The sequence below is a fragment of the Pseudomonas sp. GW823-FHT03E05 genome (assembly GCF_058796855.1).
The window spans coordinates 347,822-371,784 of record NZ_JBXAJB010000001.1 but is presented as its reverse complement, the minus strand read 5'-3'; the positions used below and the strand labels follow the sequence as shown (position 1 = coordinate 371,784).

34 protein-coding genes and 1 pseudogene are annotated in these 23,963 nt (G+C 56.5%); 8 read left to right on the top strand and 27 right to left on the bottom strand.

All coding sequences use genetic code 11. The features are described from left to right. Positions 1 to 7: 7 nt before the first annotated feature. The 26 genes and pseudogenes from AC1RCO_RS01800 to AC1RCO_RS01675 all read right to left on the bottom strand — a co-directional run bounded on the left by AC1RCO_RS01800 (position 8) and on the right by AC1RCO_RS01675 (position 17,295). Positions 8 to 316 carry a hypothetical protein gene (locus tag AC1RCO_RS01800; protein ID WP_401332123.1) on the bottom strand — a complete coding sequence of 103 codons (309 nt, stop codon included), beginning with the start codon at positions 314 to 316 and terminating at the stop codon, positions 8 to 10. A gap of 34 nt (positions 317 to 350) precedes the next feature. Then, positions 351 to 854 (bottom strand): DnaT-like ssDNA-binding protein, encoded by a 504-nt coding sequence (locus tag AC1RCO_RS01795; RefSeq protein ID WP_492617298.1) that lies wholly within the window; start codon positions 852 to 854, stop codon positions 351 to 353. 3 nt (positions 855 to 857) lie between these two features. Further along, on the bottom strand, positions 858 to 1,166 hold the full coding sequence (locus AC1RCO_RS01790; RefSeq protein WP_210457177.1) for a hypothetical protein: 309 nt from the start codon (positions 1,164 to 1,166) through the stop codon (positions 858 to 860). A 51-nt stretch (positions 1,167 to 1,217) separates the two neighbouring features. Then, positions 1,218 to 2,165 (bottom strand): major capsid protein, encoded by a 948-nt coding sequence (locus AC1RCO_RS01785; RefSeq protein ID WP_492617297.1) that lies wholly within the window; start codon positions 2,163 to 2,165, stop codon positions 1,218 to 1,220. An 11-nt stretch (positions 2,166 to 2,176) separates the two neighbouring features. Further along, positions 2,177 to 2,893 (bottom strand): hypothetical protein, encoded by a 717-nt coding sequence (locus AC1RCO_RS01780; RefSeq protein ID WP_492617296.1) that lies wholly within the window; start codon positions 2,891 to 2,893, stop codon positions 2,177 to 2,179. A gap of 82 nt (positions 2,894 to 2,975) precedes the next feature. Continuing rightward, the gene (locus AC1RCO_RS01775) at positions 2,976 to 3,299 is read right to left on the bottom strand and encodes a hypothetical protein (protein WP_492617295.1); all 324 of its coding nucleotides are present in this window, start codon (positions 3,297 to 3,299) and stop codon (positions 2,976 to 2,978) included. A gap of 27 nt (positions 3,300 to 3,326) precedes the next feature. Continuing rightward, a complete protein-coding gene (locus AC1RCO_RS01770) occupies positions 3,327 to 4,421 on the bottom strand; it encodes a minor capsid protein (protein WP_492617294.1) in 1,095 nt (364 codons plus the stop codon). Further along, positions 4,396 to 5,859 carry a DUF4055 domain-containing protein gene (locus tag AC1RCO_RS01765; protein ID WP_072444368.1) on the bottom strand — a complete coding sequence of 488 codons (1,464 nt, stop codon included), beginning with the start codon at positions 5,857 to 5,859 and terminating at the stop codon, positions 4,396 to 4,398. Before AC1RCO_RS01765 ends, AC1RCO_RS01770 begins: the two co-directional genes overlap by 26 nt. Beyond that, positions 5,856 to 7,157, bottom strand: coding sequence for a terminase large subunit domain-containing protein (locus tag AC1RCO_RS01760; RefSeq protein WP_015636176.1), 1,302 nt, complete (start codon positions 7,155 to 7,157; stop codon positions 5,856 to 5,858). Before AC1RCO_RS01760 ends, AC1RCO_RS01765 begins: the two co-directional genes overlap by 4 nt. Next, the gene (locus AC1RCO_RS01755) at positions 7,144 to 7,605 is read right to left on the bottom strand and encodes a DUF2280 domain-containing protein (RefSeq protein ID WP_492617293.1); all 462 of its coding nucleotides are present in this window, start codon (positions 7,603 to 7,605) and stop codon (positions 7,144 to 7,146) included. The genes AC1RCO_RS01760 and AC1RCO_RS01755 overlap by 14 nt, the downstream gene beginning before the upstream one ends. A 31-nt stretch (positions 7,606 to 7,636) precedes the next feature. Then, positions 7,637 to 7,717, bottom strand: a pseudogene (locus tag AC1RCO_RS01750) (putative metallopeptidase); the annotation flags it as partial. Continuing rightward, a complete protein-coding gene (locus AC1RCO_RS01745) occupies positions 7,716 to 8,237 on the bottom strand; it encodes an HNH endonuclease (RefSeq protein WP_401260365.1) in 522 nt (173 codons plus the stop codon). The pseudogene AC1RCO_RS01750 and the gene AC1RCO_RS01745, both read right to left, overlap by 2 nt. Then, on the bottom strand, positions 8,237 to 8,860 hold the full coding sequence (locus AC1RCO_RS01740; protein WP_492617292.1) for a putative metallopeptidase: 624 nt from the start codon (positions 8,858 to 8,860) through the stop codon (positions 8,237 to 8,239). The genes AC1RCO_RS01745 and AC1RCO_RS01740 overlap by 1 nt, the downstream gene beginning before the upstream one ends. Positions 8,861 to 9,353: 493 nt before the next feature. Next, positions 9,354 to 9,851: a YfbU family protein gene (locus AC1RCO_RS01735; RefSeq protein ID WP_492617291.1), complete on the bottom strand. Its 498-nt coding sequence runs from the start codon at positions 9,849 to 9,851 to the stop codon at positions 9,354 to 9,356. A gap of 115 nt (positions 9,852 to 9,966) precedes the next feature. After that, on the bottom strand, positions 9,967 to 10,311 hold the full coding sequence (locus AC1RCO_RS01730) for a hypothetical protein (RefSeq protein ID WP_492617290.1): 345 nt from the start codon (positions 10,309 to 10,311) through the stop codon (positions 9,967 to 9,969). Further along, positions 10,308 to 10,637, bottom strand: coding sequence for an MFS transporter (locus tag AC1RCO_RS01725; RefSeq protein WP_492617289.1), 330 nt, complete (start codon positions 10,635 to 10,637; stop codon positions 10,308 to 10,310). Before AC1RCO_RS01725 ends, AC1RCO_RS01730 begins: the two co-directional genes overlap by 4 nt. A 139-nt stretch (positions 10,638 to 10,776) precedes the next feature. Next, positions 10,777 to 11,862, bottom strand: coding sequence for a RelA/SpoT domain-containing protein (locus tag AC1RCO_RS01720; protein ID WP_492617288.1), 1,086 nt, complete (start codon positions 11,860 to 11,862; stop codon positions 10,777 to 10,779). Positions 11,863 to 11,896: 34 nt separating this feature from the next. Further along, positions 11,897 to 12,037 (bottom strand): hypothetical protein, encoded by a 141-nt coding sequence (locus AC1RCO_RS01715; RefSeq protein WP_492617287.1) that lies wholly within the window; start codon positions 12,035 to 12,037, stop codon positions 11,897 to 11,899. A gap of 213 nt (positions 12,038 to 12,250) precedes the next feature. After that, positions 12,251 to 12,994, bottom strand: coding sequence for a hypothetical protein (locus AC1RCO_RS01710; RefSeq protein ID WP_492617286.1), 744 nt, complete (start codon positions 12,992 to 12,994; stop codon positions 12,251 to 12,253). A 12-nt stretch (positions 12,995 to 13,006) separates the two neighbouring features. Further along, positions 13,007 to 13,702, bottom strand: a complete 696-nt coding sequence (locus AC1RCO_RS01705; RefSeq protein ID WP_492617285.1) for a hypothetical protein — start codon at positions 13,700 to 13,702, stop codon at positions 13,007 to 13,009. Then, entirely contained in the window at positions 13,699 to 14,310 is a 612-nt protein-coding gene (locus tag AC1RCO_RS01700; RefSeq protein ID WP_492617284.1) for a recombination protein NinG, read from the bottom strand. Before AC1RCO_RS01700 ends, AC1RCO_RS01705 begins: the two co-directional genes overlap by 4 nt. After that, a complete protein-coding gene (locus tag AC1RCO_RS01695; protein ID WP_492617283.1) occupies positions 14,307 to 14,822 on the bottom strand; it encodes a hypothetical protein in 516 nt (171 codons plus the stop codon). Before AC1RCO_RS01695 ends, AC1RCO_RS01700 begins: the two co-directional genes overlap by 4 nt. Continuing rightward, positions 14,819 to 15,601 (bottom strand): hypothetical protein, encoded by a 783-nt coding sequence (locus AC1RCO_RS01690; RefSeq protein ID WP_492617282.1) that lies wholly within the window; start codon positions 15,599 to 15,601, stop codon positions 14,819 to 14,821. The genes AC1RCO_RS01695 and AC1RCO_RS01690 overlap by 4 nt, the downstream gene beginning before the upstream one ends. Further along, the gene (locus AC1RCO_RS01685; RefSeq protein WP_492617281.1) at positions 15,591 to 16,496 is read right to left on the bottom strand and encodes a helix-turn-helix domain-containing protein; all 906 of its coding nucleotides are present in this window, start codon (positions 16,494 to 16,496) and stop codon (positions 15,591 to 15,593) included. The genes AC1RCO_RS01690 and AC1RCO_RS01685 overlap by 11 nt, the downstream gene beginning before the upstream one ends. Before the next feature lie 51 nt (positions 16,497 to 16,547). Further along, positions 16,548 to 16,970: a phage regulatory CII family protein gene (locus AC1RCO_RS01680; protein ID WP_492617280.1), complete on the bottom strand. Its 423-nt coding sequence runs from the start codon at positions 16,968 to 16,970 to the stop codon at positions 16,548 to 16,550. Between the two features lie 82 nt (positions 16,971 to 17,052). Then, positions 17,053 to 17,295: a transcriptional regulator gene (locus tag AC1RCO_RS01675; protein WP_492617279.1), complete on the bottom strand. Its 243-nt coding sequence runs from the start codon at positions 17,293 to 17,295 to the stop codon at positions 17,053 to 17,055. Between the two features lie 100 nt (positions 17,296 to 17,395). Here AC1RCO_RS01675 and AC1RCO_RS01670 point away from each other — a divergent pair, with 100 nt between their 5' ends. Both AC1RCO_RS01670 and AC1RCO_RS01665 read left to right on the top strand, forming a co-directional pair. After that, the gene (locus AC1RCO_RS01670; protein ID WP_492617278.1) at positions 17,396 to 18,211 is read left to right on the top strand and encodes a S24 family peptidase; all 816 of its coding nucleotides are present in this window, start codon (positions 17,396 to 17,398) and stop codon (positions 18,209 to 18,211) included. Positions 18,212 to 18,260: 49 nt separating this feature from the next. After that, on the top strand, positions 18,261 to 19,211 hold the full coding sequence (locus AC1RCO_RS01665) for a hypothetical protein (protein WP_492617277.1): 951 nt from the start codon (positions 18,261 to 18,263) through the stop codon (positions 19,209 to 19,211). A gap of 257 nt (positions 19,212 to 19,468) precedes the next feature. Here the strand turns inward: AC1RCO_RS01665 and AC1RCO_RS01660 are convergent, their stop codons facing one another. Then, the gene (locus AC1RCO_RS01660) at positions 19,469 to 19,783 is read right to left on the bottom strand and encodes a DUF1654 domain-containing protein (RefSeq protein WP_492617276.1); all 315 of its coding nucleotides are present in this window, start codon (positions 19,781 to 19,783) and stop codon (positions 19,469 to 19,471) included. A gap of 494 nt (positions 19,784 to 20,277) precedes the next feature. Here AC1RCO_RS01660 and AC1RCO_RS01655 point away from each other — a divergent pair, with 494 nt between their 5' ends. The 6 genes from AC1RCO_RS01655 to AC1RCO_RS01630 all read left to right on the top strand — a co-directional run bounded on the left by AC1RCO_RS01655 (position 20,278) and on the right by AC1RCO_RS01630 (position 23,953). Next, positions 20,278 to 21,129, top strand: a complete 852-nt coding sequence (locus AC1RCO_RS01655; RefSeq protein WP_492617275.1) for a ParB/RepB/Spo0J family partition protein — start codon at positions 20,278 to 20,280, stop codon at positions 21,127 to 21,129. Between the two features lie 598 nt (positions 21,130 to 21,727). Beyond that, a complete protein-coding gene (locus AC1RCO_RS01650) occupies positions 21,728 to 22,159 on the top strand; it encodes a hypothetical protein (RefSeq protein WP_492617274.1) in 432 nt (143 codons plus the stop codon). Continuing rightward, positions 22,156 to 22,347 (top strand): hypothetical protein, encoded by a 192-nt coding sequence (locus AC1RCO_RS01645; protein ID WP_041118603.1) that lies wholly within the window; start codon positions 22,156 to 22,158, stop codon positions 22,345 to 22,347. Before AC1RCO_RS01650 ends, AC1RCO_RS01645 begins: the two co-directional genes overlap by 4 nt. Next, on the top strand, positions 22,344 to 22,544 hold the full coding sequence (locus AC1RCO_RS01640) for a hypothetical protein (protein ID WP_041118604.1): 201 nt from the start codon (positions 22,344 to 22,346) through the stop codon (positions 22,542 to 22,544). Before AC1RCO_RS01645 ends, AC1RCO_RS01640 begins: the two co-directional genes overlap by 4 nt. Beyond that, a complete protein-coding gene (locus AC1RCO_RS01635; protein WP_492617273.1) occupies positions 22,541 to 22,714 on the top strand; it encodes a hypothetical protein in 174 nt (57 codons plus the stop codon). The genes AC1RCO_RS01640 and AC1RCO_RS01635 overlap by 4 nt, the downstream gene beginning before the upstream one ends. A gap of 138 nt (positions 22,715 to 22,852) precedes the next feature. Continuing rightward, positions 22,853 to 23,953, top strand: a complete 1,101-nt coding sequence (locus tag AC1RCO_RS01630) for a hypothetical protein (RefSeq protein WP_492617272.1) — start codon at positions 22,853 to 22,855, stop codon at positions 23,951 to 23,953. Positions 23,954 to 23,963: the final 10 nt, after the last annotated feature.

Sequence of the window (23,963 nt, the reverse complement as noted above, 5' to 3'; positions counted from 1 at the left end):
TCCAGGTCTATGGTTTTTTTCGGCCCTCTTCGTGGCGGAGATAAAGAACACCGAGGATTGGAAGGCACACTCCAAATATGCCAAGAGCCCATCCTATGTGTTGCCGTCCGAGGACCTTTAGCGCAACACCAAACACTCCGAACGCGAAAAAAGGGAACCCGATTGCTGCAATCGCTAAGGCATGATCACCAAATAATCTGGCCAGCACTTTTTCCGCACCAAATACCGATACGTACCAGAGATACATCCAGCCAAGAATACTCAGACCTGCCAATCCGAGAATTATTAAATCGCCAACAAATCCAAATCCGCGCATCTGTGTCCTTCCTTTGGAGATACGTCAGACTAAATCAGGCACGAACCGCGAACAAACCTCGCTTCTGTAGGTAGTCAGCAAACTGCGTGGCGCTTGGCCGGTCCGGCGCCGCCGGCAACAGTCGGCCACTAGTGTTCGGGATGGTGGCGTACTCGCGGGTTACCGCACCTTCGACACGCTCTAGGGTTACCGCGCCTTTGCGCTTCTCGATCGGGTCAATGTCGTCCTGATGAATCTCGGCCGCCAGGGCCATCTGGCCGTACTGAATCCGCGCCGGCAGGTAGTTATTGGGCTTGATCTCCTGATCCAGCAGAACCTCCCGGCGCGGCCAGGCCAGAGACTGCTCGCTACTGGTCTTGCGCCCTTTCCAGGTCATGCCATCCATTGCCAGGGCCGCGCGGCGAAGCAAGGCTTCCTGGGCAGGCACCTCAGCGGGAATGGTCACGCCAAACTTCACGGCGTACATGGCCAGATCCTCGGCGGATGCGTAACTTTCGGCGTCAGGCTTTCCGGTGCCATCCTCGACTATCAGTGCCATAAATCAGCTCGCTGGAATGAGTTTCACAATTTCGGCTTTCGGGGCCTTCGGATCGAACTCGATGCCCTGGGCAGTGAGCCAATCACGCAGATCTGCCACGCCCATTTTGGCCGGGTCAGTTTCAGCCGCGCCGCCGGGCTCGACGATATCCACCTCGACCTGGGCGGCCTCGTAAGCCTCAACCACGACCGGCCAATCCCCCATAACGATGACTTTGGTAACGCCGGGCTCTGGCCTGTCGAAGTACTGCGGGTTGCGATAGCGCTTATCTGGATCGAAGTCCGTGGTTTGCGCAGAGTAAGTCAATTCCATGGGTATCTCCAAAGCGGCTCAATGCGAACCGCTTGCTGAGGAAGGCGCTGATTAAGGCGCGGACAGGTCGATCAGAACGCCGGCGGTGACCTTGTCGCTGGTGGCGTATTTGGTCCAGTTGGCACCCGCGCCGATCGCGGCCAGGTTCGGGTTCACCCCACCGGTGGCGTCCTTCCAGCTGTAGCCGAGCAGGTCCAGGTTGAAGGTGCCCTCAGCGCGGAAGCCCATCGCCAAGTTTTCCTGGGTGTTGATGGGGTACGAACGGAAGCCCGGAGCCTGCGACTCGGTGATTTTGATCGCCCCAGCCTGCAGACCGAAGATGGTTTCGGTCGGGATGGTGTCCGATACCAGGACGGGCTTACCCATGGTCCCAGGCTGGCCACCGTAGATAACCACGCCGGCTTCTTCGTAGACCTTCTCAGTGATGGCCTGGTCCACCATGTCGAAGTAGGTGGCCGAGTCCATGGTCCACAACGCAATGCGACCGAAGCGATCGCCGAACTTGCGCATGCCCTTGGTCAACGCCTTCTTGCCATCAGTGGCAAAGCTGGCCTTGGTGACCATATTGGGGTTGGCACCGATGGCAGCCTTCAGCGCGGCCATGGCGTACTGGATGTAGCCTTCCAGCACCGCGTCGGCGTAGTCCTGGCCCACCAGCTCGGAGAACTCTTCCGGCGAGCGCGCGCGACGCTTGAAGGCCTCTTCGGTGGTCTCGTAAGGACCGTACTTGAAAGGCACCTTCACACCGACCATTTCGCCGGAGCCGATCTTCTGGCCGGCAACCTCGGCTGTCGAGCTCACATCTCGGTGAGCGATGGAGCCGCCGAGCTTGTAGAAAGCACGCTTGCGCAGGTCGCCTTCGATCAGTTCGTTGTCCAGCACCAGGGCGCCGTTGGAAGAGGCGTTAAAGATGTCGATCACATCCTGGATGCGCTCCAGGTAAGCGGTTTGGGCAAGATCGTTGTAGACGATCATGTCCGAGGTGACGGTAGTCCCCATGGGTTACTCCATTATTTAGGCAATTTCAGGTAGGCGTCCTGGCCGTTTGCAGTGATGAACTCACGCTTGGCGACTGAGGACATTTCGGAACGTTTCAGAGCGGCCCCACCGCCATTTCCAGCACCGCCGGCCCCGCCGCCTGATGCCTTGCTGCCTGCGATCAGAGGACCAAACGCAGGGTCTTTGGTGAATTCACTCTTCAGCTCTTCCAGCGTGGTTGCGGAGAGCTTGCCGGCTTGGTCAAGCACCACAACGGTTGGCTTGCCGTCGCGCTGCTCAACGCTCAAGCGACGTTCGATGTGAGGAAGAAGTGCCTTCGCGCTGCCAGGGATGGCCAGGGTGGTTGCGATCTCAGTGGCGGTACGGCCCACCGTCAGATCCCGGATCTGGCCATGCAGGGTGTTGCGCTCTGACTCCAGCTGACCGGCCAGCTCTGCCTCACGGCGGCTGTACTTCTCGGACCAGGACTTTTCGAGCTCTTCGACGTTGCCCGACTTGCGCAGGGCCTCCTCTCGCTCCAGGCGCGCCTGCTCCTGGGCATCCTTGCGGGCCTTATCAGCTGCCTTCTTCTCGTCGAGCAGTTCCTGAACCTTCGATTTTAGGCCGGTGACGTCTTCAGGTTGAGGCAACCCTTCAATGCCCAGGACGTACTTGCCGTCCTTCTCGGTGTAAAAAGCGCGCACGGATTCGTCTACCCCATCCAGGGTATCCAGTTGGAATTTCAGCATTGGTTGTCTCCCAGAGACGAGATGCAGGCCCTGCCTGCAGGCATAAAAAAACCCGCCGAAGCGGGTCTGTCTTTTTCATCTGTTAATCGATGTAGATCATTCGTATAACCGCAGCAACACGAGCCCCATATGGGCTCTGTCCGTAAGCCGCCATAACCAAGTCGTCCAACCCTCCACCAAACTTCTTGGCTTTCTCAAGGAGATCAGGAAATGCGGCAACAAATAAAATAATTTCCTTGGACTCAACATCCAGTCTTCCGGCGGCAAACGCTTTCTGAACAATCCCACCAAGCGTTGCCAATTCCTTTAAAGCTGCCGGACAATTATTTGCATCAATTGCGCATTGGAAAAAGTAAATACCGATTTCAACGTCATATTTTTCGGAGACTTTCAGGCTGTAAATCATGATTGACTTCATAATGAACGGTAGGCCTTATGACCCTATCAAACCCGCACGTTCGAATGCCAGAGGCTCAAGCATCTTCATCTGTTCAAGCGTCAGCGGTGCAAAGTTCCGATCAAGCTGCAGCTCTGCAAAGCGCTCCACGCTCAGGCCGCCCTCGCGGAACAACCTGGCGCGCTTGGGACCGATAGCCCTGTCCTGAAATGCCGCCGGCTGCAGCTTGAGCCACTCGTAATAGCTAAGGTCCGCCCTGACCTGCTGCGGGCCATCCTCACCGACAGATGCTCGTGTGGCGTCCTTGGCGAACAGCGCGCTGAACTTGGTCACGGCCACGACCGTCGAGCGACAGTTGATGTGGATAGGCGGCCTGGGCCCTTCGGTCAGCTTAAACCGGCGCTTGTCGAGCGTTCGGCACTGAGGCGTGGTCTTCGAATCCAGCGTGCTGACCCACTCCACGGCCTGGACCACGTCGGAGTTCTCTTTCAGCGTCTCCATGCGCGCCTGGGTGGCGACGTGCTGCACTGCTGTCCGCACAATGGCGCCGGCGTTGCGGTTGGTCGTGGCCAGGATGCCATCGTTGTAGTTGAGCGCCTTGGTCCCGCGGATGTTCTTGATGATCTGGAAGTTGGTCTGCCCCTCGAAGAAGCCCTGCCGGATAGCGCCCGTGAGACGCTGCCGCTCGGTGGCGGTGAAGCCATCAATGAACGACTTGAGCAGCTTGCCGCCATCCACGCCGCGCACACTCAGCGGATTGGAGAGGATTGCCGTCCTGATCGCTGCAGCGCCAGGGACAGAAGCCTCAAATGACACGCCCACCGGTGCTGTCCGTGTAAGGCTGGTAGCCTCGAACTGCGCCTCATAGTTGGCGATGTCGACCAGGTCCAGGTTCAGCTTCTCGCTGTACCGGTCAAAGATGCCCAGCAGCAGGCTATCGACTTCCTGCAGCAGCACCTCAAGGCGCCGGGCGGTGTACTCAGTGAGGTCCGCGCGGGCCAGGCGGTCGCGGATCGACCTGTCGATCTCCTTGAGGAAGGGGCCGAACTTCTCGACCTCTCCCGACTTCAACTGCTCGAGGAAGACAGCGTGCCGGATAGTGGCATCAAGGATCGCTTGGTTTGCCGCCATCACCAGCCCCTCCGGTCAGGTCATCCAGTTGCGGGCCCGCGTCAGCGGTCTGCAGTTCATCCCGGATCTCGTCGTCGGTCTTCTCCGGATCGATAACGCCGCGGTCGCGCAGGTATTGCCAGAAGTCAGCCTCAGGCAGCCGGCCACCCTGCACAGCGTTGAACAAGGCAGAAAGGATCGCAGGGTCGAGGCTGATCTGCGTGAAGTCCTGGTTCAGCTTATAGAGCGATTCACCGGCGACGTTCAGGAACTCGCCCATCCACTCCAGGCACTGCGAATAGGCCTCGCTGACGTTGCTCACGATCAAGGACAGCACGCTGTGCTCGGCGGCGCTGTCGTTGTCGGCCTGGGTGGCCGTCTTCACTGCGCTACCACGCTCGATCAACCTGGCGCCGAGGGCGATCAACTGATCCTCCTTGGCGTCCATGGCTTCCTTGATCATGGTGTTGGCCTGCGCCTGGAGAATGCCGGCAGTTCCGTTCTGAGGCAGAGGCAGAATGGCCCGGGAACCGAAGTAGATCCCCTTCTCTTCCAGCATCTTCACCCACTGCTCATCAAGGCCGGCCATGTACACCTGGGGCTGGCCCATCAGGTAAGCCGCGTCCTCATAGTCGGCACTGTTGCGGTAATGCCCGATGTTGATCTCAGCCATGTCGTATAGCGGAGAGTCGTCGATGCTCGCGTCGTTGTTCTCGCTTCCCAGGAACTGGAAAGGGATCACCCTCCACCGCTGGCCTGCGCCGTTCAACGGGGTGAAAGGGGCTATGACCATGGAGGTCTGACCCGAGCCCTCCTCCCACACCTCCTGGGTGTAGTTTCCTTCTGCATCCAGACGTAGCACTCGATACTGGGTTACCTGCTTGCTGCCGAAGCCATCATCGGTGTCGACATCGACCTTCTCCTCCAGAACCACCAGGCTCAGCAGGTGCTGGCCACCAACCTTGCGGGTCTTCCAGTTCTTGATCGCTTCCGTCGGGTAACTGCTGATCGTCGAACGGACACGGCCAGACGCCATATCGGCAACACTCACGGCCTGACCATCAACTTGCGGGTAGTCCACCAGCAGCCCGTGACGGCCCACCTCGAGCAGGTGCCCAATCACTGACTGGGACTGCTGATAGATGCTCACGCCCTGGCCATCGACATCCTTGGCCACGTAATCGAGCGCGCCCGGGACCGTCAGCGTCGGCCAGGTACGGAATACGGCACCCACCAGGCTGTGCTTGGTCCGGCCGGTGGCGTTGTAGAACACGGCCCGCTGTTTGTAGCCGTCGTAGCGCTCCCGGTTCTCCCTGCTCGTATCATGAGCATTCGGCCGCGGCAGATATCGCTCGCCAGCAGCCTTGATGGTTTCCGAGCCCTTGCAGACGTCGCGCACCAAGCGCCAGCGGTTTCTCGCCGCGTCGTACTCGGGGCGGGTGAAAGTGACGTCTGTCATCGGGCAAATCCCATATTCAGCGAGGTGACCGGTTTCACGATCGGGAACTCTTTGTGGATGAAGTAGCCGCCGGCGTCGTTGGCGTGGTCGTTTCCTTGTGACTTGTCGGGCTCGCCATTGGGTGCCCATACCTGCTGCTCCAGGCCGTCGGCGTAGGTCGGGCAGGTAAACGGGTTCACCAGGTAACGCCTCTCGCCCTGGGCATTGCAGAACATGGCGTTCATGGCGTTGATCCGATCCTTTACTGGCGGGTTGGCCGCAGGCGCGATGACCGAGAAGCCGGCCTGCTTGAGCATGGCGATGTCCGTCATGCTGGCGTTGACCGACTTGCGCGAGTCGCCCGAAGCGTCCGGATAGATCCTGATCTCGCACGTCTTCTTGAAGTCGTTGCCGTCGTGCTGCCAGTAGCGCTCCTTGATGCGGCGGATCATGTCCGGCGTGTCGTAGCCATCGATCAGCTCATCGACTGCCCTGGGGAGTCCCTGGTCGCGTTTGACGTGGGTGATCGCCGCCATCTTGCCGACGTTGAAGTCCATCCCGATAAACAGCGGTTCGCCAGCCTGCACAGTGTCAAAGCACTGGTTCAGCTTGCGGTCGTAGGCGTGATAGATCGACCCCGAAGTCAGGTTGACGAACTGGCCGTTCAGGTAGGCCCTGATCAGTTGCTCGGGGTACGACTCCATCAACGATGGGATGTAGTCGTCGGGCAGGTTCAGCTCGTTGTCGAAGGTGCTGGCCTGGACCAGGCCATACATCTCCTTGAGCGCCGGCTTGTCGCGCAGTTGCTTCACGAATTGCTGGAAGACGAACTTGAAGCCCTCAGGGGTCGTGGTGACGTCTACCCCGTTCTTCAGGCCCGGCAGGTTGTAGCGCATCCGGGCAATGATCTTGCGCCAGGCCTGCTGCGCCTTGATCGACGTCAGGACATCCAGCTCATCCACCAGGGCGTGGCCGATCTTGAAGCCGACGATGGTCTGCGGCTTCTCCATCGACCGGCAGATCACAGTGCCGCGGCATTGCCGGCCGCTGTAGATATGAACCTCATGGTTCGCCTGGTTTATCTTGGTCTTCAACCCCCAGTCATAGGCCACTTCATCCATGGTCGGATAGAAGATGTCCCGAATCTGCGGATAGGTTGGCGCGAAGTAACCAGCGTTGACGCCGGGCCACTCCATGAAGTGCTTGCTCAGTGCCGAACAGCCTACCCAGGTCTTTCCCGACCCAAAGCCAGCAACAAAAGCGCGGAACTTGTGGGGCAACGTGAGGAACTGAGCCTGGGGTATGTTAAGGCTCGGCATTCGGCTTCCTCGCATCCACCACATCGACCTGAATCCGGCTCGGGATCAGCGGCTCGTCGTCCGGCTCTTCCTTGCGGGCCCGGTTGACGTACATATCGCCGCACTCCTTGGCGGCCTGCTCGTAAAGCTGGGCAGTCAGGGCCAGGTTGCGCATGCTCTCGGCCTTCTCGGCCATCCTTGCTAGGCCGCGGAGGCGAAACGCGCGGTTGGCGATTGGGATATCAGCTGTCTCTTCGCGGAATCGCTTTCGGGTGTCGTGAAAGAGGGTTGCCCACTTCACAGCAAGCCCCTTCCCCGCAACCTTGGTTGGGTCATGCGTCTCCACCTGTTGGCGGGTCACCACAAGCCCGTATTCATTCTTGACGGCTTCCACCACCTGGGACGGGGTGTCAAAGCACGCCAACGCCTGAACGATGAAGCTCTTCACCTCATTTTTCAGGGCTGCCATAAATTTTCATCCGTCTAGAGCCTGTCAAGAATCAGGCCGACTTGAGCAGACAGGTTCCGCAGGCCCTCGATATGTTCAATTTCCCCACCTCGGCAGGATTGTTTGCAGCGTCAGATGTGCGTCCATGACTGGCGACGAACTACATCAAGGGCCGTCCGTTTGTGAACGCCGTAGCGCTCAGCCAGAGTTTCGACGTCAACACCAGACACAGAATGAAGCGCTCGCATTTCAAGCACCTCATGCTCTGTCAGCTTGGCTTGCCCGTTCGATTCGCCCTTTGCCGTCTGCAGCCCACACTCATACGAGTGGTGCTGGTTAGCCGAAGATGTAACCCACTCCAAGTTGGATGCAGCCGCATTGCCTCTGTCGGCATCAATATGGTTAACCTCGGCACCATGAAATGGAGGCTCGCCCAAAAATGCGATTGCTACGAGCCGATGAACAAGCTCAGTTCGCTTGCCTCCTGGATAACAGAGATCGACACTCAGATATGGTCGAGCCTTGCTGCGCCCAGGCGTCTTTAGAATTGTCCCGGCCTTCGCGCACGTTCTGGTCGTCAGACGCTTGATTCGACCCAAGCTACTTACTGCGTAGTCCGGATAGTTTTGAATCGTCTTCCACTGCTCTTCCATTACACAGCCCTCAATAAACAGGTACCGCAAGCACTCGCAATTGAGGCACGGCTGACGGATGGTGGCTTTTTGGCTGCTTCGACCATTCGAGCAACATCACTATCTGGAGCCCCTACGCCGTAGCGCTCAACGATGGCAACGAACTCACTTACATCGTGCCCTCGAAGCATCAGCTTGGGCGCCCCTTCTTTCGTAAACTTGGGCGCCCCGTACTGATCCAGCTCTTGGGCTATATGAAACAACTCATGTTCAACCAGGGCACAGAAGTCAGCGTCGGAGCACTGAGCACAGTAGTCAGCAGCCAGGGTTATGATGAAAGCCGGCACATCGCCGAACCATTCACGCATCTGTTGCTCCATCCGTGCCTTCTGCCAGCCGCCGGCGCGGAACGCGACCTGCTCGGCCTGGCCCAGGACTATGCGGCCCTGCTTCTCGAAGCTCGACGATGCCCACATGACCTGGATGTCTGCATCCAGTAGGTGGGCATGGTCTTCGTTGTGGATGCTGCCGGCGTCGGCGAGGATCTGGGCTTGGAGCCACTCCCATACCTCAGGAGCAGGCGCTAGGCGGATGCCATAGTCGGAGAGCTCGACCAATGATGAGGGAGGATATCGACGGTTCACGGTTTTCTCTTATGCACTGTCATCCTGACGAGCCACTGAAAAACGCACGGCCGAAACTATGGCAAAATGATCTTTTCCAACTTAGCGAGGCAAATCACTTGAATCTTCCCCTAGAAAAGAATTTTGTTCTTAATTTTACCCACCAAAATACGCCAAGAACGATGACTGGCACCGCATACGAGAAAAACGCCACTGATCTACTCTACGACCAGCTATCGTGCAGTAATCAACTACCAGTCATGATTTCTATAAACCCGCCAAGCAGACCAGAATATTTACAAAAAGCAGGGTATATCGCTATCTCGGTAGATTGGAGTGACATCGACGAGCCAGTCACACTATGAATTAGGTGCTGACTCGATGTGCCGTGATGTCGGCGTGCACGTCACTACGATTGGGCAACAGAGACATAAAGCTTTAGTTTTAAGCTGAGGATTTGGTGCGGAACAGAGTAAATATTTTCTACGGATTACTGCCCAACACCATTAATATCTCAGTCATCTCCGGCCTGAAGTACCTTTTCTATGAATTCAACAGAATGTGGGTAGGCCTTCTTGGTATGGAAGGCGCCTAACATTGCCCGGTATCGTCTCAACATCGGCATGTGGGAGTTCCAAGTATTTTGCTCCCATGATGCTATGCCTTGGAACTCACCTTTTTCATCCAAAATAAAAGTTGCATATGAATAGTGTGCGGACTCTTCATTCCCGTCAAAACCAGGAAAAAGAGCTTCTCGCTTCAACTCTTCGGACACTCCAGCTTTGGCAAGACTATTCTGGAGTTCACGATACATCCCCAAAATTGCTCGCACCTCTTCACAGATATGCGTGGATACAGGCTCTGTTACTGCTCGATCGATCAGATTCTCGATCTCATACTCATACCCCCGATCAATGGCTTCCAAGGCGATCTTGTGATCCCGCCTTTGCGGTTGGAGGTGGGAAAGAATTTCGTACTGGTTCTTGAGTATCAACAGCTGCAGCTTGTCCATGTAACTCTCCATATAGCGAAATGCCAGCTAGACCATATGGATAACCTAATCCCAGTTCAAGCCCTACCTACCAATGTCATGACACGACTTACTGAATCGTGAAACGTGTCGCGACCTATGACTTCCTGCGCCCTACCCTTTCCTTGCGGATATCACAGCGCAGGCAGTGCTCACAATTCAGCGTCCTGCACAGCCAGACCTTCACCCGCTGCCAGTAAGTGACCATGAAGACGTACCGAACGCCGGCCAGGGCCAGGGAGGCGTACAAGGTCGCCTCCGCCACCGACTGAGACATGATCAGCCTGTCGTTGCGCACCAGAAGCGCGTAGCCGCTCAGCGCCATAGTCGCGTAGATCAACTTCCCAAGCACCCCGTCACGGACCTTGCCGCTCAAGCAGCACCAGGTCGCCCATAGCGCGATCACTCCAGCCGACCAGGTTGCAACGTGTTCCAGGATCATGTGCCACCTCCCCCGAACTTCGAACGTATGAACGCCCAAAGGTCAGCAGCTTTGATTGCCCGGGTGATAGCGGCGATCAACGAGCCGCCGAAGGTGCCGAGCAGGAAACCGACACCAGCAACGCTACGGGGCTCTACCACTCCCAGGTAAGCGCTAACCAGTCCAGTCAGGTAATGGGCGCAGGCAGCACCCGAGAAGATGAAGACAGCCCAGGCCTTTCGGTCTACCAGGTCGTCGCGGTGCCACCAGCTCGCGGCGAGCGCGCCAAGCAATCCCGCGGTGAACCACGTATCAAGCCTGTCGAGCAGGCGGTACAGAAACTCCATGCGCTCGACTCCGTGGCATGATTGAATATGTCGGCGCCCGTCGCCCCCCTGCTCAAAGTACCAGGAACGATGAAGCCACAAACAAAAAAGCCCCGCTGCTAGCGGGGCTCGATGATCTCAAAAACTGTAGCGAAAATTCTTACTTCTTAGCTAGGCCAGAAAATGCCTTCGCAGCTTTACGGCCTTGCATCTCTCTAATTCTCCGGAGATTCTCTACAAAGTGCTTTGTATCCAAAAAGTAGTTGGGGTAGGCCTTTTTCAATGACTCAAGAGATTGTGCTGCCACCAATACAATCTGGATTTCAGGAGACCCTTTGGCAGTTTTTTCTGCCTCAAGATAATCTTCTGTTGCCTTTACAAGCTCAGCCCTCGCATATCCAGTAATTTCGACCTGGTTGTCTTTAGGTTGCAACTCCATAAGAAAATAGTGCGCCTTTCCCTGTACATCTTTAGGGATTTCCACTACTGCCTTATACATCTCAAGCTTGGAGATCACCTCAAGCTCAGCCTCCAAAGCCAAGGTTTTATCAAAAATTTCATCTTGGCTGAGCGTGCGATGCCCTTCGAATACTGGAAGCTTCTCTACGATGGCAAATGAAGACGATGCGTATGTGAAAAACTCAAGCCATTTTTCATTACCAATACTTGACTTAAGAGCCTGCTCAAGAAAAACACCAGCTGTCTCAACCGCCGTAGCCCATGCATGCTGTATGCGGTTTCGTATCTGGATTTCCAGTTGCAATCCTTCATAGGAAGGACCGTCACCTTTACGATTGTTGTACTTATAAATGAGATGAATCCCTCTATACCCAGAGGCCTTCGGCTCAGCAATATAGTCGTATTCAGAAACCAGCACATGATCGAAACGACTCTCACGGTAAGAGTCCCATAGCTTGTAAATGGCATCGGACGACTCTACTACAGCACGCAAGCCGCCAATGTCCTGCATTCGTGACAGGCTCATTTTGGGAAACCGATGCAACTTTGCAAGAATAGAAGGGATTCGCTTTAGGCGCTGAGCAACCGTTGCTTCCAGATTTAGCTTATTGAGCTTGGCTCGCAAACTCGCCTGAAAAGTGTTTACAGGATAGCTATGAATTGATCGCCAATTGTTGAGGACCTCAAGGGCTTGCTCGACCTCATCAAAATCCGCAGCGTCATTTATAAGTGTCATGCCCGCTTTTTTTACCCGCTCCTTGCTGTACGCTGGCTTAACCCACGCCATTTTCACCTTCCTACTGGCTATCGACGGTTGACTGTCACGTTTCAATTTTGAGCGTCGAATCATGCCCCACCTCAAAGGTCTGAGCCAGTGGAATATCAAATGCGATGTTGAAATGGCGCTCTGGCGAAACTAAACGCGCAGCCATTCCGTCTGCAGTCCAAGTCCACACCTGCATCTGCGCGCCCTCCCTAGCCTTGCTCTCGCTAACTCAGTCTCGTGACACCCCGACAGCATATGAGGTAAGGGTGCGCGGGCTGCCGGCGTTGATTCCGTACGTCGCACTATCCGGCTATCGACGTCCAGGCTATCCCGAGGGCTGTCCTGGCTACAGGCAAATTCGAGGCATAAAAAAACCCAGCAATAGCTGGGCTCTTGAATTTTCTTAAGTTTAAAGGTCATCTGCGGTGATAGGGCTGGCCCGTCTGGCTACTTCCTTTTTGGTTTTTTTCCAAGCTCGTTCAAGGTCTGAGAAGTCGTCTTCGACACCCCATCGCTGCCCGAATGGCGGCAGGTCATAATCTCGTCTCAGCTTTTCAGCCAGTAGATAAGCTTCGTAGCCAAAATATCCGACCATCTCCGCTTTATGCATATAGACCTCAGTAGGGTCTAATGCTGCGTCATAAATTGCACTGAGATGCTGGCTTGCCAACGCCTTGTCCGTCGCTATTCGCGCGAAATCACTAGCTTGCTCGCGGCTGAGCTGCTTAAGCGCCGATTCAGAAACATCCAGATCAGGGTAAGAGCATGTTGGCCAGCTTTGATAGTCGCGCTCGGGCGTTAGCTGGGAGACAAGATCCTTGTAGTCCCAAACATTACGCCGGGTTTGGAGTACGTACAAATCAAGCTTTGCAACCAGGCCAATCGCAGCAAAAACAGCCTCGTGCTTGCGCTCGCGGCTTTTAAAGAACCAGTCTTTAGCTACACCGATTAGCGAAGCTACAACACCGCTCGCTAGAACGATTTTGACGAGCTCCCCCCACCCCAAAACCGCCGTAGTAGCCTGAACAACTTCCAAAATAATACTCCATAAAAAACCCGACACATCGGCCGGGTTTCGCTTGCCACTCCTCGACACGCGCAGGAATGACAGGATGGATAAAATAATGGCGGAACGGCGGATTGATGTCAACACGCCATTTCATCTTTATGCGGCCTCACTCAAAAGGAGCCCTTCATCCCGAATAATGTGACCAGCCTCAACCAGTGATTCATCAACCAAAGCATCAAGTGCCGCGAAGATCTTCTGCCTCCACTCTCTCCTGGTTCGCTCAGGCGTGCCGTCGTTGTCCCAGGTGTTCATGTCGTAGAAGCTGTCTTTCAGCACGATCATGTCGGCGGAACGTGTTTCGTCCTTCTTCGCCTTGGCCTGGCCGGCCGCCACTGCCGCCTTCACCATCGACTCACGGCGCCACGCCGGCGCATCAAGCGGGATCTCGACCGACACGGACGTCGCCACCTTCTGCCGCGCCCCCTTGAGCTGGGGAATGGCCCAGGCAGTGGTAGCCTTGAACAGGAACAGCTTCGGGGCCGGGGTGCTGATCAGAGCCTGCAGCGCCGAGATTGCTTGCACCTTCCGCCCCTTGTGAGTGCTGTACTTGGCCACAAGCGCATTCCAGTATTTAGGCTCCAGGCCATGGTGCAGCCTGGCCGATACCCAGCAATCCACCTGGGTGCGGTCGATGGTTTCTGCTCCGCGGGAGCGAACCAGGGTGGCCAGATCACCGCCCTCCTCCTCGTCGGCAGAGTTGTAAAGTTTCTGCCATGCCTGCTTGCTGGTGTTGTCGATAGCTTCGGCGGCTAGGGCCGAAACAACTGCGCTTAGAACGCCTGGGTAAATCATGCGGCAGCCCTCTTCAGTTCTTTGATTTTTTCGCGGTAGTCGGCCTTGATGGCCTTGATCTCTTCGATGGTGTGCTTGCATGCGGGATGCGGCCCTTCCAGCCAGGCAAGTTTCTCGGCGCCAATTCGCTCCAGAAGCGAAAGCCGGTAGTTCACCAAGTTGCCGGACAGGTGCGTGTTACATGGGGCGCACTGCTTCCAGACGTTCAAAGGCTCGAAGCGGATTTCTGGGTTCGCTCCTACGGTGCGGTAATGGCCTGCGTGGTACTGGCCGTCGTGGTGCCGCCCGCAGCTGACGCAAGGGAGATCGGCATCGCGCAGGCGTACCCATTCATTGAAAACGGCCTGAGCTTCTCGGAGGTGGTCCGCCCTACTCTTCAGCTTCTCCTTGCGGACCTTGATCTCCCGGCGCTCAACATCAGCCAGGGCTTTCCGGGCGCTTGCCTGCCCCTTCTCTGACTGCCCGTGAGCGATGGCGCACTCTATCTCCCCGCACACGGCCTGGGAGGCGCGTACGGGCGTGAACATCACCCGGCAAGATGGGCAGCGCTTGCGACGCTTGCCGACGGACGTGAGCGGGGTTTTGCGCTGTAGTGGGGTGCGCTTCACGCGGCCTCCTTGAATGCTTCGAACTCAGCCATTTCGGTCAAGCGCTCTTCCGTGAGCGACGGCCAGTCATTCAGCACCAGGTACGCGCAGCACTGACGCCAGAAGTCTTGGAACACCTCCTCTCCCATCGAGTCGTAGGAAAGGCTGCGGGGGGTCTTGCGGATTAGCTGGCCCAGGCCCGGAATGTCGAACGCCTCCTCGTCGCAATACACGCCCGACTCCAGCTGTAAGGCCTTGATTGCGTCGTGGGACTGCTTGCCGGAAAACCGGTCGATGTTCTGGCTCAGCACCCGGCCCAAGCCGTGGACCAAACCATTAAAACGTGGATTGCGCGGCTGTTTGAGGTCGGCGCGGATCTTCGTGTTGATCCGAAACTCACGCTCTCGAAGGATCGAGCGATCGGCATCGGAGGACGGCACGAATGCCGCCACCTCCTTGCCGGTGGCTGGGTCGACCAGGCGGCGCAGAACTAGGTACACGGGCATTGGGCGGGGCTTGGCTGTATTGGTCATTGCGCCGCCCTCTTCGCTTCCAGTTCCTGCGCCTGCTTGATCAGCAGGGCCCGGCGATCAGCCAACTCATTTGCCGCTGCAATCCGTATCTCGTCCTTCTGCTCTGCGCTGGCCTTGCGCATTTCCAGCATCGAGTTTTTCACCAGCTCCAGCTTCTGACGGAGCGCCGGCTGTGCCCGTGTGACGGTGCCAGTGAGCAAACCCGCGATAGCCCGACCATCCTCGGTGATCGGCTCGACACTCAGGTCCGCCAGGTACTTCTGGGCGTGTTCGAGCGGGATGCGTTTCAGCTCCATCGCTTTGGTCACAGCCTGGATGCGGCGGTTCGCGTCGAAGCCAACAGACACGTGCCAGTTGACTGGCTTCGCATCCTCGCGGGCCTGACTCACGAACCGCTGGTAGGCGTCGATGAACGCCATACGTGCGCCGATTTTGTCGCCGCCATCCAAGATGGGTTTTGCAGCAGCCAGAGCCAGCTGGATCTCGTCGGTCAGCACCACGGTTTCGAACTCGTCGTTCGTGGTCATGGCAATGGCCCAAGCCTCATCCTTTCCCGGGCGCCCATCTGCCGACTGGGCATGCTTCAGGATCGTTGCAACCGTGAGGCGGCCGCCCTCGATACGGCAGCTGCGAAGCGCTGCGGTAAGCACAGGCTCGGTGTATTCGCGCAGGTCGTCGACCATCAGCAATGCCGCGGCCTGGGTGAGCTGCTGCCCCATCACCTCAGCAGTGGCAAACAGGGACAGGAGTAGTCGTTCTTGCTGTGCGTCATTCAGCATGGGCAGCAGTCTTCTTGGCTCGGAGCGCTTCAAGGGCCTGTTCGGCAGCGCTGAAGTTGGTCTGGGTCTGCTCGATCTGCCGAGCCGTGGTCCCGTTCATCTGGCGATTGGTGGCCCATTGGGTGTGGTACGCCTCGGCCTTAGCCAGCAGGTCGCCGATGCTGTGCATGTTCGAAACAACCCGTGCGTCATTGATGGTCAGGAAATAGGCGGCGACGTGGTGTGCGACGTCGATGCCAAGGCGGTCGATGACCTGGCCCAGCTGCCCGGCGACCTTGGCGTTCCACACCGGCCATGCACCATGGCGCTTGCGGTAGGCCATGGCGTAGTTGGCCCAGGCCTTGAAGGTCTTGCAAGACTGGTCCTTGGGGCCCGGCATATCGGCCGGGATTTCACAGCGCGGCTGCTGGGTAGCGAATGGAACGACCTGACCCGTCGTGACCTTGGCGGAAGCCTGGGGCGCAATTGGTTCAATGACCGGTTCATTGACTGGTTCAGAAGAGTGACTGGTTCTGGGTGCAGCTCCTGCACTACCCCCTAGTGCAGGAGATTCACTAGGGAGTGAACCTGCTGCACCACCCTGGTGAATCTGCTGCACTACCCCTGGTGCAGGAGGTTCACTACCCCCCTCAAGGGTCAGAAAGTAGACATTTGACGAGTTGCCCTTCGGCCCTCCCTTCCGAATTTCCTTGCGAAGCAGCCCCGCCTCACACAAGGCGGTGATGTGGTTCATGACGGAGCGCTTGCTGATCTCGCACTGGTCGGCGATGTGCTGATAGGACGGCCAGCACTCCCCCATATCGCTGGCGTTGTCGGCCAGCTTGATCAGTACCAGCTTGCGCAACGGATTGCCGACGCGAATCTTCATCGCGGCGACCATAAGCCCCATGCTCATGTAACACCTCCTCGCGCGCTGACCTTGTTGATCGTGGCGATGAACTTCATGTCAGGCCGCCTTCACCGACGCATCCATCACGTCGAGGCTTTGGCGGACATGCTGAATCTCTTGGCGGATCTGGGACTTCTCGAACGCACTGACGTGGTTGTCATCCAGGGCTTCATGCACCGCGATGGTCAGTTCCGCCACTTCCTTGCCCACGCTGATCAGTGATTTGGTCAGGGCCTGCGGCTTCGGCGCATTACGCGCCACTAGGTCGAAGCCAAACTCGCAAGCCAGTGCAGCCAGGGGCCGCATATCCCCGGTGTGAAGCAAGATCCCGAACAGATGCTCAATCGTCAGGTGGTGTGCATCGTTGTCTGGGTTGGCGCGCTGCAGCAGGCTCACATGAGGAACCCCCATTTTGGTGGCCAACGCCTTCGCCTCGTTATCCAGCACAGCGCTCTGGCAGGACCGCAGAAAATCTTCCATTCGTAAAACCTCAGCTTTGTTTCCGTGGCGCCCTGCCCAAGCAGAAGCGATCATTTGCTCAATGGATCGGCGGACAGGGATGTCAGGCGGCTTCTACTGCCTGCTGCTTAGTGCCACGCACATAGGCCCAATCAATGTCTGGGCGCAGCTGCTCACAGGTAACCTGGCCCTGGCTCTCCCGCTCGATGTTGATTGCGAGAGATGCGCTAGGCCGACGATTACCGTATGCAACCTGCTTGAGTTGGCCGGGGCTCGTATCGCAAGCCGTTGCGAATGCCAGTAAGGCCTCGTTTTCGAGCGGCTTCAGAAATTCGTGCAGGTTCATACGCACCTCATTAAATAGCTGCCAGATTAGCGTTTGCTAATTTTTTAAGCAATAGCAATCCGTAATTTACTGATTGCTAACTGGAAGCGATGATTCAGAAATGGATATCAACAAACTAAGAGTTGAGGCTCTGCGGGCAATCATGGCCGGCGCCTCACAAAAAGAATTCGCAGACCGTCACAACCTTGACGCCTCTTACCTTTCTCAAATTTTGAATGGGCATAGAGGTCTGGGTGACAAGGCAGCGAAAAACCTAGAGGAGAAAATCGGCCTGCCGTCAGGTTCGTTGATCTCCCCGTCACAGGCGGTCGATGGGAAAAATGGCGCTCCTCGAGTCAGCACAGCCGCAGATGCTGCTCGTCTAATGCTTTCCAAACTCGGCAACCGCCTTCCAGAAACCGCACGGAGCGAACTTCTCGCAGTTGCCGAAGCAACTGACGCGGGGTCTAATAATGTCGTTTCAGTCGACTTTTCAGGTTTGCGCGCGAAGCCCGACGAAATCCTGATTCCCCAGTACGACGTCCGCGGCGCCATGGGTCACGGCCAACTGCCCGATGACTACAGCGAGGCGATCCGCAATCTGGTCGTGCGAGAAGAAGTGCTGCGCGAGAAAGGCGTAACCTACACCTCTGCTTCTGCGTTGGCGATGATCACCGGTTGGGGTCAAAGTATGGAAGGCACAATCAACGACAAAGATCCGGTGATCGTTGATCGAGGTGTAACCGAGTTCATCGGTGAAGGCGTATACGTCGTCACATGGCATGGCCTGCTCTATATCAAGCGTTTACAGATGAAAGACGCCGAAAACTTTTGGCTGATATCAGACAACAAAAACAACAAGGACCTAGAGGCGCACGTTGATGACGTGACCATTCATGCCAAAGTTCTGTTGGTGTGGAACGCTAAGAAGCTCTAGGCGGGCCGTGTGATACACAAGTAACGTACCGGCATAACAGGGAAGTAAGATGTCAGAAAGTCAAAGCGACTTAATAATTGATGAAGTCCCGATATTGAAGGACGTAGCATCAATAACTTCTAGAGCAAACTATCAGTCCCCGCTCTCTTTTTACCCTGACCACGGGAATCGAAAATTTGGAGGAATAATAGCTCCATACCACCTGCATGGTGAGAAAATAAAATGTGGAATTCAATCTTGTAGAACGCCCCATTGGCACGGATATTTGATATCGACAAGTGACAACAAGGAAACTAACATAGGAAAGGATTGCGGGAAAAATCACTTCAAAGCTGACTTTTCAGCAGAAATGAAACGCCACGACGCTCTCTATGAGCGCAGACTGAAACTCAATAGAATTTTAGATTTAAAGAAAGACGCTCCAGCTTTACTCTCTCAGCTGGTGTCCTTACAAGATAACTATGATCACCTTAAGTCGATGCGTTTCAAATTCAGGGGGGGTTTATCCTCCGCCGAAAGCAACCGCCTAGCAGCCAAGGTCAAATCGGCAGATCCGACTATCTATGAGTATCAGGCGCGCACAAAGGAAGAGCGCGATGCATATCTAGAAACTAACCCCACCGCGAGAAAAAGCGGAACGGTCCCGCCCAAAGAAATCCCAATTGGCGAAATAAAAGGCTTCACATTTTTAGCCGCCACTTATAAAGACGAAGAAATCTTTAACTACATAAATCCATTGCGTCAACTGATAAAATCGAACAAAAATCAGATTGCAAGCTGGAAGCAAGGTCAAATTAACGAAACTCACATATGGATTGGCAAGTCAAAGACATTGATCCCGGCAATGGAAGATATCATTGCTCAAGGCGTTGCTTTTTTTACACTTGAAAACCTAGAAAAACTATCAGCAATAGATATTTCAGACAAAAGCATTAGGCATATTGCAATGGAATTAAAAGATCAAATAGAAATCCTACGAAACAAGCTCAAGACAACTTAATATTTATCATATTCTCCACACTTGGAAGGGCCGCCCAAAGCAAGCACTGCCCTGAACTTAGCGGCTCATAGCTCCCAAACCTAAAAAATCCAGATGTTTCATTTATAGTTTTCCATGTAGCAATCTGGAAGCCTTCACAAAGCCCGAAAACTAAGCACTCCTGATAGTCTTCTGGTTGTTCTTGGTCTGTATTGAATATAGTTATGACCTGTTTCATATGACGCCCACCACTTAGTAAATCCATATCTGAATCTCCGTCAAAATGGCGCTTCGCTCGGCACGCGATCGATATCAGATTCGACGAGCACAATATCGTCATCCTCTCGAGCCCCCCAGGTCAGCTTCACGGTGCCGTCGTCGTTGAAGGTCATATCGATCCCGTCGGTTTCTGCCAGCACCTCAAGAATCTCCTCCCACTCCCTGTCTCCGTCTATATCCAAACGATGGATCGTGACCCAGCGCTGAATCTGCGCCACTGGATGATTGATCATCGATGAGACCCTGAGCCCTAAGCGCTCGATGCCGGTCATCTCCTGGCGCTCAGCGCCCTCTTTCTTCTGCTGTTCGCTCATTTCTCAACTCCATACAACTGTATATTCATACAGTTTTTTTCTGAGCATACCCCAGCGCTACAGAAATGTAACCAGCGTTCTGGTCACACCGTGATTTAACAAATTATAGATATTTAGCATTTGCTATTGACTCGTAATTTAGCAATTGCTAACTTTTACTCATCACAGTGACACACAGCCACTGCGAAGGGCCTACACCCGCCGCTCTTTAGTCGCACAGCTTCACTCTTGCCGGATCACCACCGGCCCAGCTTCCAAGGCAGCGATGGACAGGCCTCAACAGTCCAGAGGGGTGGCAACTGCCCCGGGCGTGCAGCGTAAAGCGCCAAGAACAGTTATCCAGCGGGAGAACAAGCCGAAAGGCCCGCGGCTGGAGTCAACAATCAGAAGATAGCCGGAGGCCGACGCCAGCAGCGGGCCCCGACTGGAAAGCATCACTGAGCAACCTTCTCGCGAGGGCTGCTTGGGATGACAACCACTTGGAAATAAATTGCATGGCCAAGTCTTTCAAGCAAATGATCAAAGACGGGGATCTGAAGCGCGCTGACGCGATGAAGGCTCGCCTGGAAGATCTACACGAAGAACCCGGCTTCAACCTTCGGGCCGAAGGTGAAGAGCTGGAGGAAAGCATCAGCGCACTGGCGGAATTCATCTTTGCCGGCGGCCAGATTCCCGCGCTTGAAGTACGACCTCGCGCTGAAGGTGGGATGTGGGTTGTCGACGGCCACCGCCGTCGCCGCGCCTACTTGAAACTGGATCAGGCGGGGCGCCTTCCAAGAGTGCCGAGCAAGGAAGACCCAGAACGCCTGGAGGCCTGGATCTCGATCGTGCCCTTCGAGGGCAACGACGCCGAACGGGTAGCCAGGGTCATCACCAGTCAGGAAGGAAAGAAGCTCTCTCCTCTTGAGCTGGCAGACGGCTACAAGCGACTCACCGCATTTGGCTGGACGCCCGATCAGATCGCCAGGAAGGTCGGCAAGACCCGCCAGCACGTCGAGCAGGTGATGACGCTCGGAAACGCCAATACCGATGTTCTACAGCTGGTCGCTTCCGGCCAGGTGTCCGCTACAACGGCGGTGCAGGTGGTGCGCCAGCATGGCGAGGAGGCAGGCAAAGTGCTTGGTGGCGAGCTACAAAAGGCCAAGGCCACCGGCAAGTCAAAGGTAACCGCAGGATCGATGCGCGGACCGACAACACCGCGTCAGCGGCTCGAGGCCATCCAAGCAGCAGCACAGGAAATCTTCAAAGCATTACCCGATGGTTGCCTTGATAGTTCAGGGCCAGAGATCAGCCTTCCCACAGCACTACTCCTCAAGCTCCAGCGAGCGGTTAGCGAAGCTGCTTAACAATTCAATTGCATAGAACAACCAGCGCCACGACAGCCTGTCGTTAACTGCCCGATCCTCTCTATGAGAGCGCATCGGGGTGTGATCTGAGGCCAAGCCTCGGGCAGCGGATGCGCCAACCAGTCGGCCTACAGGGCTACCCCTTCCGCCGAATGCCGGTTGAGCCCCGGCCAGATCACACCCCGATGCGGCACCATTTATCTAAGCCTGAGCAGGGCCACCGATAATGATGTTCTTGCTTCCGCATTTGCACACGGGAACTCGAGCCTCGGATCGCCCTCGATAATACTCATAATCGCTTGCTGGAACTGTATCGAAGCCCTGCCAGTGCTCTTCTGTTCTGCCAAAGTCATCCGAGCTGCTGACCTGCACACCTTCGTGACCACAATCCCTGCATGTCGCTTTACGACTGCTATCTGACCAACTCATGTTGACCTCCTTTTCTTGTAGAGCTTCCTGAAATTTAGCAGTCCTTTTTACTTTTACCCTTCCCCGACTAATCCCGAATGCACTCCCCTCCGCGCCCATCGGCAACCAGCGGAGCGGATGAGTGCATCCGAGTTTTGTTGGACCAGCACCCGCCACTCTGGAGGCAATCATGTCAGCACTACGCAAGGCACAGCTCGAATACGACAACCGTATGCCGCCACCGGTGAGCGATGACGACCTGGCCGAATCGGAATGGCTTGAGGTAAACGCCGAGCGCCTGCTGATGGGTTACCGGATCTCCTGGGGATACCAACCTTCAGAACGTGGCGAGGTCACCCAGTCCGACTTTGCGAGGGCGGTTCAGGACCACCTGAACCAACGCCAGATCGACGGTGAGGACCAACAAGACGCTTTCGGCCAGCTGGTGATCAATGCCATGGGCTTTCGTAGCTCGGGGCTCCTGATGGATCTAGCGGTGTACCTGCTTGGTAAGAAGTCAGCCTTGAAGGACATCGCGCTTGAGCTTTTGAAGCCTCACGCCGAGGCCGCGGTGGCCTTTGAACAGGAGCAGCCGCGCTTAGAGCAGGAGTGCGGGTTTTGAGCCCTCACATCCTCATCGACCAAGCCCTCGAAGGCGTTGCCGATCCCAACAGCCAGTCCGATATCGATGTCCTGGTGCAGGGCCTGATCACCCGCCTCTTCACTGACGGGGCAATCACTACCGACGAATTCACCCACTACTGCAAGCGCCTGATGGAAGCCTGTCACCGGCGCAAGGAGGCAGAATGACCACTTCCCCAGTCAAGTCGCTCATTGAGGAGCAACTGGAAGACATCACCGCTCACAACCTGCGTGATGCCTACAGCCTGGCCGAGCGCCGAGGCTTTTTCGGACCGCCAGTTGAGCAGTATGCGGAGCCAGGTTACCGCGGCCGGGTGCTGCAGGTTCTGCGCTATCGCGTTGCCCAGCTGGAGCAGCGGCAATGAGCGGCACCGGCGCACACAAGCGCGGCCAACAGCTGGCGATCCGCTGCGCGAAACTCCGTCGCGAAGGCCTGTCCCTTTCCGAGGTGGCCCAGGCAACCGGCATCAAGAAGGAGCAAGCCAACGCCAAGATCACCCTGGGCGAGCGCCTGCTCTCGCTGGTCGAGTCGTGATCTCCCTTCTCTACTGGCGTAGCTCCTTCCCTGCCCTCGCCCTATGCACCGCCGCAATGCTGATTAGCGCTCTCGCCGATCACCTCACCCAGTAACCCTTCTGACAAAGCGCTGCGAGATTCGCGGCAAGGAGCTCCCGTGTCCGCACAAACTGAACTGGCCGCGGTGCCGCCACAAGAAACAGCCCTTGCTGTTTACAGTGCGCCGAATGGCCTTGAGCCTTGGTTGCAACAGATTCGCGCCGAGATCGACGGCTTCACCCCTGATATCAGCACTCGCAAGGGTCGCGAGGCAATCGCCTCGATGGCCTACAAAGTCGCGCGTTCGAAAACAGCGCTGGATGAAGTCGGCAAGAAGCTGGTGGCTGACCTGAAGGAGGTGCCGAAGAAGATCGACGCAGAGCGAAAGCGTGTCCGCGATACGCTCGAAGCCTGGCAGGAAGAAGTCCGCCGGCCTCTTAACGATTGGCAAGTGGCTGAAGATACGAGGGTCGACAGGCACAACGACGGCATAGAGAGCATCAAGGCCTTGGCCAGGTTCGAAGAGCCTCCTGCGGCTTCTCATATCGCCCGGGTGATCGCCGACTTGGAGGTGCTGGCTATCGACGACTCCTGGGAAGAATTCTTACCTGCGGCGGCCCAGGCCAAGGATCAAACGCTGATCGCGCTACGCGGCCTTCTGGTCAAGCGCCAGAAGGAAGAAGCGGAGCAAGCCGAGTTGATCCGCCTACGCGCCGAGGCCGAAGCCCATGAGCAAAAAGAGCGCGAAGAATGTATCGCCCGGGAAGCCTCTGAGCGCACCCGTGCTGAAGCCGAGCAAAAGGCCCAGGCTGAGCGCGAGGCTGTTCTGCGCCGCGAGCAGGAAGCCAAGGCCGCTGCCGAACACCGCGAGCTGCAACTGAAATTGCAGGCTGAGCAAGCAGAGCGCGCCCGGGTAAAGGCCGAGGCCGACCGTGTGGCCGCCGATCAGCGCGCAGAGCAGGAACGCAAAGACGCTGCACGTCGGGCCGAGGAAGCTGCCGAGCAGGCACGCCAGGACGAGCGTCGCCGCGCTGATGCCGCTGCCGCCGAGATCCTCCGCCAGCAAGAAGCCCGCGAGCGCGATAAGGCGCACCGCGCCAGCATCAACCGCGCCGCCCTAAAGGCCTTCATCGCAGGCGGCATGACCGAGGAATGCGCCAAGCAGGCAATCACCCTGATCGCCCAGCGCAAGATCCCGAACATCGCCATATCCTACTGAGGCACAGACC